General features: G+C 70.6%; 12 protein-coding genes and 1 pseudogene. 3 read left to right on the top strand and 10 right to left on the bottom strand.

Features of this window, described 5'->3' with window-relative positions; genetic code table 11:
- Positions 1 to 32: 32 nt before the first annotated feature.
- Positions 33 to 1,268 (bottom strand): flavin reductase family protein, encoded by a 1,236-nt coding sequence (locus K3888_RS10480; RefSeq protein ID WP_230930208.1) that lies wholly within the window; start codon positions 1,266 to 1,268, stop codon positions 33 to 35.
- A gap of 256 nt (positions 1,269 to 1,524) precedes the next feature.
- Between K3888_RS10480 and K3888_RS10485 the strand changes: the two genes are divergently transcribed.
- Positions 1,525 to 2,121: a TetR/AcrR family transcriptional regulator gene (locus K3888_RS10485; RefSeq protein WP_230930209.1), complete on the top strand. Its 597-nt coding sequence runs from the start codon at positions 1,525 to 1,527 to the stop codon at positions 2,119 to 2,121.
- Positions 2,122 to 2,140: 19 nt separating this feature from the next.
- Here K3888_RS10485 and K3888_RS10490 read toward each other — a convergent pair whose 3' ends face one another.
- From K3888_RS10490 to sdhC, 5 genes are all read right to left on the bottom strand, one after another.
- Positions 2,141 to 3,526, bottom strand: a complete 1,386-nt coding sequence (locus K3888_RS10490) for a D-alanyl-D-alanine carboxypeptidase family protein (protein ID WP_230930210.1) — start codon at positions 3,524 to 3,526, stop codon at positions 2,141 to 2,143.
- 257 nt (positions 3,527 to 3,783) lie between these two features.
- Complete coding sequence (locus tag K3888_RS10495; RefSeq protein WP_230930211.1) at positions 3,784 to 4,566, bottom strand: succinate dehydrogenase iron-sulfur subunit; 783 nt, start codon at positions 4,564 to 4,566, stop codon at positions 3,784 to 3,786.
- Entirely contained in the window at positions 4,566 to 6,335 is a 1,770-nt protein-coding gene (sdhA, locus tag K3888_RS10500) for a succinate dehydrogenase flavoprotein subunit (RefSeq protein ID WP_230930212.1), read from the bottom strand. The genes K3888_RS10495 and sdhA overlap by 1 nt, the downstream gene beginning before the upstream one ends.
- A 58-nt stretch (positions 6,336 to 6,393) precedes the next feature.
- A complete protein-coding gene (locus K3888_RS10505) occupies positions 6,394 to 6,825 on the bottom strand; it encodes a succinate dehydrogenase hydrophobic membrane anchor subunit (protein WP_230930213.1) in 432 nt (143 codons plus the stop codon).
- Between the two features lie 14 nt (positions 6,826 to 6,839).
- Positions 6,840 to 7,247 carry a succinate dehydrogenase, cytochrome b556 subunit gene (gene sdhC / locus K3888_RS10510; RefSeq protein WP_230930214.1) on the bottom strand — a complete coding sequence of 136 codons (408 nt, stop codon included), beginning with the start codon at positions 7,245 to 7,247 and terminating at the stop codon, positions 6,840 to 6,842.
- Between the two features lie 185 nt (positions 7,248 to 7,432).
- Here sdhC and K3888_RS10515 point away from each other — a divergent pair.
- Positions 7,433 to 7,903 (top strand): annotated as a pseudogene (locus K3888_RS10515) (cytidine deaminase).
- A complete protein-coding gene (locus tag K3888_RS10520) occupies positions 7,900 to 9,228 on the top strand; it encodes a thymidine phosphorylase (RefSeq protein WP_230930215.1) in 1,329 nt (442 codons plus the stop codon). The pseudogene K3888_RS10515 and the gene K3888_RS10520 overlap by 4 nt, the downstream one beginning before the upstream one ends.
- Before the next feature lie 30 nt (positions 9,229 to 9,258).
- Here the strand turns inward: K3888_RS10520 and K3888_RS10525 are convergent, their stop codons facing one another.
- The 4 genes from K3888_RS10525 to K3888_RS10540 all read right to left on the bottom strand — a co-directional run.
- Positions 9,259 to 10,482 (bottom strand): SatS C-terminal domain-containing protein, encoded by a 1,224-nt coding sequence (locus K3888_RS10525; protein WP_230930216.1) that lies wholly within the window; start codon positions 10,480 to 10,482, stop codon positions 9,259 to 9,261.
- Between the two features lie 24 nt (positions 10,483 to 10,506).
- Positions 10,507 to 10,887: a YbaB/EbfC family nucleoid-associated protein gene (locus K3888_RS10530; RefSeq protein WP_230930217.1), complete on the bottom strand. Its 381-nt coding sequence runs from the start codon at positions 10,885 to 10,887 to the stop codon at positions 10,507 to 10,509.
- A complete protein-coding gene (locus K3888_RS10535) occupies positions 10,884 to 11,153 on the bottom strand; it encodes a hypothetical protein (protein ID WP_230930218.1) in 270 nt (89 codons plus the stop codon). Before K3888_RS10535 ends, K3888_RS10530 begins: the two co-directional genes overlap by 4 nt.
- Positions 11,150 to 11,760: C40 family peptidase (locus K3888_RS10540; RefSeq protein WP_372459559.1), on the bottom strand; the 611-nt coding region annotated here is incomplete at its 5' end. The genes K3888_RS10540 and K3888_RS10535, both read right to left, overlap by 4 nt.

Consider the following 11,760-nt stretch of genomic DNA (forward strand, 5'->3'; position numbering starts at 1 on the left):
GGGTTGGGTCCGGGCGGTGGGAGGCAGGTGGTCTAGAGCTCGATCTGGACGTCGCCGACCGGGGCGGAGACGCAGATCTGGACGCGGCAGCCGGGCTCGGAGTCGACCTCGCCGGTGCGCAGGTCGCGGGTCGCGCCGGAGACGCGCACGGCGGTGCAGGTGTGGCAGATGCCCATGCGGCATCCGTGCTGCGGGCTCAGCCCCGCGGCCTCGGCGCCCTCGAGCAGGGTCGTACCGGGATTGTCGGCGGTAACGCCGCTGGTCAGGTGTGTGACGGCGCCGCCGTCGGTGTCCGGGACCTCGGCGACGGTGGCAGTGAACCGCTCGCGCAGGACGCCCGAGAACCGTTCGGCGCCCAGCACCTTCTCGAGCCCGGTGGCCAGGCCCTCTGGTCCGCACAGGAAGACCGTGGCCTCGGGGTGCCAGGGCGCGGTCTCCTCGAGATGATCGGAGCTGAGGTGGCCGGCCAGTCCGGGGTGCGTGATCGCGCGGCCCTCGGTCGTCGCTCCGGCGCTGTGCTCGCCGGCGGTGGGGATCACGTGCACATCGATCCCCTCGCAGGACAGCTCGCGGAGCCGGTCGCGGAACGGCACATCGGCGGTGCTACGGGCGTAGTGGATCCACGACACGCGGCCGGGCCGGGTCGGGGCGGCGGCCGTGTCGGGCCCCGCGGTGCCGGCGTCCCGGCCGACGCAGTGGCCCTCGGCGGCCAGAGTGGAGGCGATCGACAGCATCGGCGTGATGCCGCTGCCGCCGCTGACCAGCAGGATGTCGGACGGCCGCGTCGCGGGCAGGGAGATCTCCCCGGCCGGGTTGCCCAGCAGAAGTCGCATGCCCGGTTCGGCTGCGGCCCACAGGAACTCCGAGACCACGCCGCCGGGATGGCGACGGACGGCGATCGTCGCCAGGCCGTCGGCGCGGGAGGCCGGGTCGACGGGGGAGTAGTGCCGGCGATGGACCACGCCGTCGACCACCACGCCGATCTCCAGCGCGGCGCCGGGCTCGGGCCGTGCGACGCCGGCGGGGAGACGCAGTGTGAGCACCGTGACGTCGGAGACCGGGCGGTCGACGGACACGACGGTCGCCCCGGTCGGGTCGTCGGACCAGGTCACGCCCAGCGAACGGGCGTAGTGCTCGACCGGGTGCGGGGTGAGCAGCGTGCGGGCGAGTTCGCCGGAGAACAGGCTTCCGGCCAGGCCGCGACGCGAGAGTCGGCCGGACGTGAGAAGTCGGCGGGTGAAGGACGGGTGGACGGGCGGAGCTGTCATCGGGACCTCCGTGGAGAACGTGGTCGGTGTGGTCGGCCGTCGACGGACGCCGCCGCCCCGGTCTCGAGTTCCGCGCCGCGCACCGGTGGGTGCGGTCGCGCTGAAGGGGGCGCATCCGTCCGGCGCGACCACCGGACGGAACTGAGTGTACAGATGTTCTCTGAAATGAAAAGCCCCCGGTGTGGGACAGCCGGGCTACGGGGCCACAAATGCGAACGACATGCGATTATTCACGTCGATCGCTAGAATCGTCGGCGTGACGGCGCCCAGATCTCGAGCAGAACAGAAGCGGCACACTCGTGCACTCATCGTCGACGCGGGTCGTCGAACGGTGGCGAGCCGCGGCTTCTCGGGCCTCGTCGTCCGCGAGCTCGCCCGCGAGGCCGGCATCGTGCCCACGGCCTTCTACCGACACTTCGACTCGGTCGAGGAGCTGGCCACCGAGCTCGCTGGCGCAGCCGCCGACGCGCTGAGCGAGTTCATCGACTCGCTGGTCTCCACCCCGACGCAGGACCCGGCCTCGGACTGGCCGCTCCAGGCCAGTGCCCGGGCGGCCGAGAACCCGCAGACCTGGTCGGTGCTCGCGCGCGGACTGGTCGACACCGCGGGTCCGGATCACCGCGTTCTCTCGGCGGCCGTCGACACCGCACGCCGGCGGCTCGGGATCACCCTGGGCAGGCTCGAATCGTTGTCCGGTGCGGACGAGGCGGTGGTGGATGTGACGGCCGACCTCGTCGTCGTAGTCCTCGTCCGGCACCTCATGGACGTCGCGGCCGGACAGGACGCGCGCACCCCGGACGGGGACTGCGCCGCGCGCCTGCGAGTGGTCCTCGCCGGGGCTGCCGCGCAATAGCCGGGCGCCGCGCAGTGGCTCAGCGACGCCGCAGTGTCAGGACGGCGCCCGCGAGCACCACCAGGGCCGCCGCGCCGGCCGCCATCCACGTTCCGTACTCCTCGAACAGCGACCCCGCTGCGGTCGTCTCCGACGCCCCCGACCCGCCCAGCGGGCCTGACGCCAGCGCGGTCACGTCGTCGTCGGCCGCGCTCAGTCCGTCGCCCAGCCGGCCGACGCCGTCCTCGGCCGCGAACCCCGAGTCCAGCAACATCGCCGCCTGCTGCCACGGCGCCTGCGGCACCCGCGTGCCGTCCAGCAGCACCACGGCCAGCCGCCTGCCGTCCCTCTCCGCCGCCCCGATGAAGGTGTGGCGGGCGTCGTCGGTGAAGCCGGTCTTCCCGCCCAGCGCGCCGTCATAGTTGAAGAGGAGCTGGTTGTCGTTGGCCAGCACGAAGCCGGGGTTGACCACCTCGCCGTCCTCGCGTGTGGTCGGGCCGGTGTAGGGGGGCGGGTCGACGGGGTCGGGCGGACCCGCGCCCTCGCCCGCCGGGTAGCCGGGGAAGCCGGTCAGCTGCGTGGAGACGATCTCGGCGAACTCGGGCCGGGTCATGGCGTCGCGGAAGATCAGCGACATGTCGTACGCTGACGACATCATCCCCGGCCCGTCCAGCCCGCTCACCGTGGCCACGTGCGTGCCCGCGGCACCGAGCGAGGCGGCGCGCGCGTTCATCGCCTCGAGCGTGTGGTCCATGCCGCCCATCTCGTGCGCGAGCACGGCCGCCGCGTCATTGCCGGACGACATCAGCAGCCCACTGAGGAGCCGGTGTACCGAGTACCTGCCGCCGGGCCCGACGCCGACGAGGCTGCCCTCGGCACCCTCCAGATGGGCGTCGGTGACCTCCACGATCTCGTCGCCGTCCAACTCGTCGAGGGCGACCGATGCGAGCAGTGTCTTGATGATGCTCGCCGGGCGGTAGCGGCCGTGCGGGTCCTTGGCGGCGACGATCTCGCCGGTGTCGAGGTCGGAGATCATCCAGGCGCTCGCGGTCACCTCCGGGGGCACCGCGAAGCCATCGGGCGCCACGACGTCGCAGCCGGCGAGGGCCTCGCCGCCGGCGGGCGTGGCGGGCACCGGGGGAGGGGCGGGCGAGGACTGACCGGGCAGCGGCACCTCGGACTCGTCGACGGGCGCGGGTGGAGTCGTCCGGTACGGGCACCCGGTGAGGTCGCGCGGGGTGTCGAAGTACGACGACGACGTCGTCGACGGCAACACCGCAGCCGGCGGCGGCTCCGAGAGCGGGAGGGCGGGGTCCGGCTCCACGGCCGCCGCCGGGCTCGCTGCAGCGAGGGGCATCAGGGCGACGAGGGCGGCGGTGGCGAGGCCGGCGGTACGGCGGGCGGGCCCTCGACGGTGGCTGATCACGGATGTCGAGTCTACGTCCGGGGGCGGCTGGCGCTCCGCCTGACCCGCGACGGGCGACCGGAGAACGCCACCTATCGAATCGCGTGTCGCCTACGGATCCGATGGGTGGCGCACGATCCGATGGGTGGCGATCAGCAGAACGCGGGCCGATGCGGCTCGAGGCAGTTCGCGGGCAGGCCGCTCGCCGCCGCGGAAATGCGACTCGGGCCGCACCCTCGACAAGAGGATGCGGCCCGAGCCGACGATCTGTGGCGAGATCAGCGCGCGAAGAGCAACGCGCGCTTGACCTCCTGGATCGCCTGCGTCACCTGGATGCCACGGGGGCACGCGTCGGTGCAGTTGAAGGTGGTGCGGCAGCGCCACACGCCCTCGGCGTCGTTGAGGATCTCCAGACGCTCGGCGGCGCCCTCGTCACGCGAGTCGAAGATGAACCGGTGCGCGTTGACGATCGCCGCCGGCCCGAAGTACGACCCGTCGGCCCAGAACACCGGGCAGGAGGTCGTGCAGCAGGCACAGAGGATGCACTTGGTGGTGTCGTCGAAGCGGGCGCGGTCGGTCGGCGACTGGATGCGCTCGGCGGTCGGCTGGTTGCCGGACGTGATGAGGTACGGCATGACGTCACGGAACGACTTGAAGAACGGCTCCATGTCGACGTACAGGTCCTTCTCCACCGGAAGGCCCCGGATGGGGGCGATCGTGATGGTGATGGACTTGCCGTCCTTGGGCAGCATGTCCTTCATGAGGACCTTGCAGGCGAGGCGGTTGACGCCGTTGACCTGCATCGCGTCCGAACCGCAGACGCCGTGGGCGCAGGAGCGGCGGAACGCCAGCGAACCGTCGATGTAGTTCTTGACGTACATCAGCAGGTTGAGCAGACGGTCGGACGGCAGCGCCGGGACCTCGAACTCCTGCCAGCCCGCCGAATCCGGATCCTCCGGATTGAACCGGGCGATCTTCAGCGTGACCATGGTGGAGCCGGGCGGCACCGGGCGGCTGCTCGTGCCGTCGGTGGCTTTGGTGGTGTCGACTGCGGAACTCATCAGTACTTACGCTCCATCGGCTCGTAGCGGGTCTGCACAACCGGCTTCCAATCCAGCCGGATGTCGGAGAGCAGGTCGAGACCGTCCTCCTTGAACGCCATGGTGTGCTTCATGTAGTTGGCGTCGTCGCGGTCCGGGAAGTCCTCACGGGAGTGACCGCCGCGGGACTCCTTCCGGTTGAGGGCACCCACGACGGTGACCTCCGCCAGCTCCAGGAGGAAGCCGAGCTCGACGGCCTCCAGGAGTTCGGTGTTGAAACGCTTGCCCTTGTCCGAGACGGTGACCTCGGCGTAGCGCTTCTTCAGGGCGCGCAACTCGTCGCGGGCCTCGGTGAGCGACTGCTCGTTGCGGAACACCGACGCCTTGTCGTCCATCATGGCCTGCATCTCGCTGCGGATGTCCGCGGCGTTCTCGGTGCCGTGCGGGGCGAGCATGCGCTCCATCCACTCGCGCACCATCGTCTCGGGCTCGGCGGGCAGCTCCACGAAGTCGTGACCCGCGGCGTACTCGGCGGCGGCGATGCCGGCGCGGCGGCCGAACACGTTGATGTCCAGCAGCGAGTTGGTGCCCAGACGGTTGGAGCCGTGCACGGACACGCAGGCGCACTCACCGGCGGCGTACAGGCCGGGGACGATGTCCTCGTTGTTGCGCAATACCTCGCCCTGGACGTTGGTCGGGATACCGCCCATGACGTAGTGGCAGGTCGGGAACACCGGGACGAGCTCGGTGACCGGGTCGACGCCCAGGTAGGTGCGCGAGAACTCGGTGATGTCCGGGAGCTTCTCCTCGAGCACGTCGGCACCGAGGTGGGTCACGTCGATGTAGACGTAGTCCTTCTCGGGGCCGGCCCCGCGGCCCTCGCGGACCTCCAGGACCATCGAGCGGGCGACGATGTCACGCGGCGCGAGGTCCTTGATGGTGGGGGCGTAGCGCTCCATGAAGCGCTCGCCGTCGGCGTTACGCAGGATGCCGCCCTCACCGCGCACGGCCTCGGAGATGAGGATGCCCAGGCCGGCCAGCCCTGTCGGGTGGAACTGGTGAAACTCCATGTCCTCGAGCGGCAGACCCTTGCGGAAGACCACGGCCATGCCGTCACCGGTGAGAGTGTGGGCGTTGGAGGTGGTCTTGTACATGCGGCCCGAGCCGCCGGTGGCGAACACCGTGGCCTTGGAGTGGAAGACGTGCAGGTCGCCGGAGGCCAGCTCGTAGGCGACACAGCCGGTGGCCACGGGGCCCTCGGGGGTCTCGGTGAGGCACAGGTCGAGCACGTAGAACTCGTTGAAGAACTCCACGTCGTGCTTGACGCAGTTCTGGTACAGCGTCTGCAGGATCATGTGACCCGTGCGGTCCGCGGCGTAGCAGGCGCGACGCACGGGCGCCTTGCCGTGGTCACGCGTGTGGCCGCCGAAGCGACGCTGGTCGATCTTGCCCTCGGGCGTCCGGTTGAACGGCAGGCCCATGTTCTCGAGGTCGATGACGGCGGTGATGGCCTCCTTGGCCATGATCTCCGCGGCGTCCTGGTCGACGAGGTAGTCGCCGCCCTTGACCGTGTCGAACGTGTGCCACTCCCAGTTGTCCTCCTCGACGTTCGCGAGGGCGGCGCACATGCCGCCCTGCGCTGCGCCGGTGTGGGAGCGGGTGGGGTAGAGCTTGGTGAGGACCGCGGTGCGGGTGCGCGGACCCGCCTCGATGGCGGCGCGCATCCCGGCGCCGCCGGCGCCGACGATGACGACGTCGTACTGGTGCTGGTGGACCTGACGATCGGTCATGGTGTTCTCAGTGCTCGCTTTCGAAATGGTGAAGTCCGCGGACGAATACTGCCGGCGATCAGATGTCGTAGGCGAGGCCGAAGATGGCGTAGGTGCCCAGGACGAGGACCAGGACGGTCGCGGCGATCAGGATCGCGTTGAGCCAGAACCGGGTGGAGTCCTTGCGCGAGTAGTCCGCGATGACGGTGCGGACACCGTTCGCGCCGTGCAGCTGGGCCAGCCAGAGCATGAGGATGTCCCACGTGGCCCAGAACGGGCTCTGCCAGCGATCGGCGACGTATGCCCAGTCGATGCGGTGGACGCCGTCGTCGATCATCAGGCCCACCGTGAGGTGGCCGATGGTGAGGAAGACCAGGGCCACGCCCGAGTAGCGCATGAAGATCCACGCCGTGCGCTCGAAGTTGCCGCGGGAACGCAGGCGGGGCGAGCGGGGCTGCGCCAGCGAGGCGGGCCGGTCGTAAGAGGTCTGGAGAACAGGTGCGTCTGCCATGATGATCGTTCTCCTTAGATGTGCTCGAAGAGGAGGAAGAGAAGGCGTGCGGTCGCCGCGGCGAACACCACGACCCAGATCGCCAGGACGGCCCAGAGCATCTGGCGCTGGTACTTGGCGCCCTTGGACCAGAAGTCCACGGCGACGATCCGCAGACCGTTGAGGGCGTGGAACAGCACCAGGGCCACGAGCCCGATCTCCATGAGGCCGACGATCGGGTTCTTGTACGTGTCGATGACCGCGTTGTAGCTCTCCGGGCTCACGGTGACCAGGGCGGTGTCGAGCACGTGGACAAAGAGGAAGAAGAAGATCGCGACGCCGGAGATGCGGTGCGCGACCCACGACCACATCCCCGGGTCACCCTTGTAGATGTTGATCTTCTTTGTGGGTGCCGGACGCGCCGGCGCCTGCGCAGTACTCATGGGCTTGTCGTGCCTCCAGTTCGTCTGGGCGTGATGCCTACGGCGCGCGGTTCGTCCATGACAACACGGCGGGCGCCTACAAGGACTTTAGACCTGAGAGTGAACTGATGAGAAGCAGGGTGGGTACCGTGGTCCGAACAGGTAATCCCTGTTAGGGGACCCTAAATGAAGTTACCCGGGGGTAGATGAAGGTGTCCGGCGACGAAACCGCAGCACAACGGCTCATAGACTTCGACATGCTCCGCGAGCACGCCCTTCGGGCGGCCAGGAGCGCCTATCGGCCGTACTCGGGGCTGGGGGTGGGTGCCGCGGCGATCGCCACCGCTCCGTAGCGAGAAGCGGCCGGCACGGACTCCTCCGCGGCGAACGGGACCAGCGCGCGAATCGTCACCGGCTGCAACGTGGAGAACGCCTCCTACGGGCTGACGTTGTGCGCGGAGTGCTCACTCGTGTCGGACCTCCACCGGACGGGAGGGGGCCGCCTGCTCGAGGTCGTCGTCGTCGCCCATTCCGGCGAGCCCCTCGCCCCGTGCGGGCGCTGCCGACAACTCCTCCACGAACACGGTGGCCCCGACCTGATCGTGCACGGCGCGCGCGGACCCGTCCGCCTCGGTGCCCTGCTGCCCGACGCCTTCGGCCCGGAGGATCTGACGTGAGCGGGATAGGCGACGCCGCGCGGCGCCACGATGCGGTCCGGATCATCGAGGCGAAAAGGGACGGGAGGGAGCTCGACGACGACGAGGTCGACTGGATCGTCGACGGGTTCACCCGCGGGACGGTCGTCCCGGAGCAGATGTCCGCGCTCGCGATGGCGATCTACTTCCGCGGGATGAGCGATCGGGAGATCTCCCGGTGGACCACCGCGATGGTGGGTTCGGGCCGCCGTCTGGACCTGGCCGGGCTGTCCCGCGGAGGCCGGGAGGTGCCGACCGTCGACAAACACTCCACGGGCGGGGTGGGTGACGCGATCACGTTGGTCCTCACGCCTCTGCTGGCGACCTGGGACGTGGCCGTGCCGCAGTTGTCGGGGCGGGGGCTCGGGCACACCGGCGGCACGCTCGACAAGCTCGAGGCGATCCGCGGCTGGCGCGCGGACCTGAGCGGGGACGAGATGCGGCGCATCCTGTCGGACTCCGGGGCCGTGATCTGTGCGGCCGGGGCCGACCTCGCCCCCGCGGACCGCGCCCTGTACGCCCTGCGGGACATCACCGGCACGGTGCCCTCGATCCCGATGATCGCGGCGTCGATCATGAGCAAGAAGATCGCCGAGGGCACCGGTGCGCTGGTCCTCGACGTGAAGTTCGGGTCCGGGGCGTTCATGACCTCACGTGCGGATGCCGAGGAGCTCGCCCGCGTCATGGTGGGTATCGGCACCGCCGCCGGAGTACGGACCAGTGCGCTGGTCACGGCCATGCACACCCCGCTCGGGCGGGCCGTGGGCAATGCGGTCGAGGTGGCCGAATGCCTGGAGATCCTCGACGGCGGGGGACCCGCGGACATGGTCGACCTGACCTGCGCGCTGGCGGAGGAGGCTCTGTCCGCGGTGGGCATCAACGACGATCCGCGGGCCCGACTGTCGGACGGGCGGGCCATGGATTCCTACCGGGCGATGATCTCCGCCCAGGGCGGCGACCCGGACGCCGAACTCCCGCGGGCCGCGAGCGTCGAGCAGGTGCGGACGCCCGCCGCGGGCCGGATCACCTGGGATGCGCTCGGGGTGGGCCGGGCGTCGCGGCTGGCGGGAGCAGGACGCAGCGCACCGGGCGAGGCCGTCGACCACGCCGCCGGGGTACTGCTGCACCGGGTCGAGGGCGACGAGGTGCGGGCCGGCGAGGTGATCGCCACCGTGTACGCCGGCGACGCCGGCCGGATCGCGTCCGCTCTCGGCGAGCTGGGGGCCGCCCTCGACGTCAGCGACCCCGGCTCCGCTCCCGCACGCGGCCCCGCGGGTGCGGTCGTGCGACGGCTCCGGGGCTGGTGAGGGGGCCGGATACCCCGGAGGGCGCCGGGCTCAGGCCATGTCCGGGGTGGTGACCAGTTGCTCGACGTCATCGACGAGGTCCCGCCACTCGGAGGCCTCGTCGTCGTACGGCGCGGTGGGCTCGAGCAGCGTGGCGTCGTCCGGGTTGAGCACGTAGTGCATGTACCGGCGCAGCGAGGATCCGCGTCCGGTCACCGACGCCTCCAACTCCGCGTCGCCGACGTAGTTCGCCATGTCGGTGATGAGTTCCACCGCCAGGCCGAGCTGGCCCGGGTCGACCATGGACGGCCCGATCTCGATGTCGCGATCCAGCCCGGCGAGCACGTACACGTTGTCGTCGGTGGCCTGGACGTCGAGACTGCCGTCGGTGGCGGCGATCTTGATCTGCTCGTACGTGGCGACCCGGCTCAGCGTGTCGTCGTCGTTGTCCGCCAGGTAGCGGCCCAGGCCGCGACCGCTGGTGAACACGTACACCTGGTCGCCGTCGCCCAGGAAGACCGGGCGATCGCCCAGATAGCAGCGCAGGCTCAGGAACTCCTGGTCCCCGAACACGATCTGGATGGGGTCGATGCCCACCTTCTCCCAGATCGAACCCTCCGGGTAGCCGGTCCGGGCGGTCTCCTCGGCCTCCGGCTCCTCCTCGGGCAGGGCGGCCTCGGCGGCCTCGAGATCGCGGCGGGCTTTGTCGACCTCGCCCTTGTCCAGAGCCGGGGCGGTGATGACCTCCTGGATCGCATCCAGCACGTCGTCCCAGCCCTTGGCGACGGTCTTGCGGATGGACTTCCACAGCTTGAGGCCCTCACGGCCGTAGAACTCGTCCATGCCGTGGGTGACGGTGGCCAGAATCGGGTTGCCGTTGAAGAATTTGGTGACCGTGACCAGCTCGCAGACCTCGCCGATCGAGCGGGCGATGGCGAAGGACTGGTCGATCTCGTCCACCGACGACTCGGTCGGATCGTCGCCGAGGAGTTCGAGGACGCCCACCAGGTCGTAGCAGTTCTCGTCGGCGGCGCGGAAGTCGAGCACGTCCGAGTTTGCGAACTGCTCCCACGACGGGTGGTCCTGCAGGTCCTGCTCGGCCCCGCTGCGCACCAGAGCCAGCAGCTCAGCGGTCGAATCGAAGGCGTAGAGGTCCTCGTCGAGGCCCAGGAACGCCTCCCAGTCGTCGTTGTCCTCGCGCCAGCTGGGCGCCCAGAGGGTCGTGACGTCTCCCTCCGGGAGACCGAGCTCGATCGGGACGATGTCCTTGGCCATGTCGGCCAGCATATCCAGGCGTGGTCAGCTGGTGCCACGGCCGGCCGGGCCAGTCGCGCTGTCGGCCCGCAGCGCGTCCTGCGCAGCCTGCTTCCGTCCGCCCACGGCCAGCGCCACGGATCCCGACACCAGCTCGGCCCGCCGCGAATTGGCCTGCATCACCGCCCGGGCGGTGGCCTCGAGGATCGACGCCGACACGGTGTCCGACCCGTGCCGGCGCAGCCCCGCCGCCAATCGGAGATCCACCACGGTCCCGCCGGAGTCCGCGGTGGCCGTGGCCAGTTGATCCCGGCTGGTGGCGACCGCCCGCAAGGTCTCGAGCTGATCGTGGGCCGACTCCCACTCGGACGCTATTCCCCGCAGACGGTCGAGGAAGGCCTCGACGTCCAGCCCGCCGGCGGTCAACGGACCGACTCCAACACCCCGTCGTCGTCGACACCCTCGGGGGTCCAGCCGCTGCCGTCCCATTCCTCCTCGGCCCGGCGCTCCAACAACTCGCGGGCCTCGCCCGCGGCCGCGGTGAGGGCACGCAGCACCGCTCGCGCCACCTCCGACGGCGTGCGGTCCAGAAGGCGGTCGGGCACGGCGAGGCCGACCGGCACCCCGTCGGTGCCGACCTCGGCGACGACCCCCGACATCGGGTCGGTGTGGCGGCAGGTGTCGGGCGTCATCCGCCGGTAGGACGGTAGAAGCCGTAGAAGGACATGCCGATATTGTCGGTGCGCAGGCCGGAAACCGCTACAGGGTCCCCTGCCTCCACGATCTGGTCGTTCCCGATGTACATCGCCACGTGGCCGTCCCAGACCAGCAGGTCGCCGGGCGCGAGATCCTGCTGCGACACCTGGACCCCCACCCCCTGCTCCTGCGCGAGGCGGGGGATCTCCACCCCGGCATCGCGGTAGGCCCACTGGGTGAGCCCACTGCAGTCCAGTCCCTGCCCCGGCGTGGTGCCGCCCCACACGTACGGCACGCCCTGCTGGCTGAGGGCGTTGCGTACCGCGCCCGCGGCCTGCTCATTCGGTGCGGTGGCCGAGGACCCGTCCGGAAGCACCACCTGGACTCCGCTGCCGAGGAAGCCGGACCCCGCGTCGCCCACGCCGGCGGCGCCCGGCGTCGACACACTCCCGGAGTCGGAGCCGCCGGCCGAGGCTCCGACTCCGCCTGCGACTGCGCCGGCACCTGCCGCGCCGCCGAGGCCGCCCCTCCTCGGGCAGGGCGGCCTCGGCGGCCTCGAGATCGCGGCGGGCTTTGTCGACCTCGCCCTTGTCCAGAGCCGGG

The sequence above is a fragment of the Dietzia aurantiaca genome (assembly GCF_021033825.1).
GTDB classification, from domain to species: Bacteria; Actinomycetota; Actinomycetes; order Mycobacteriales; family Mycobacteriaceae; genus Dietzia; species Dietzia aurantiaca.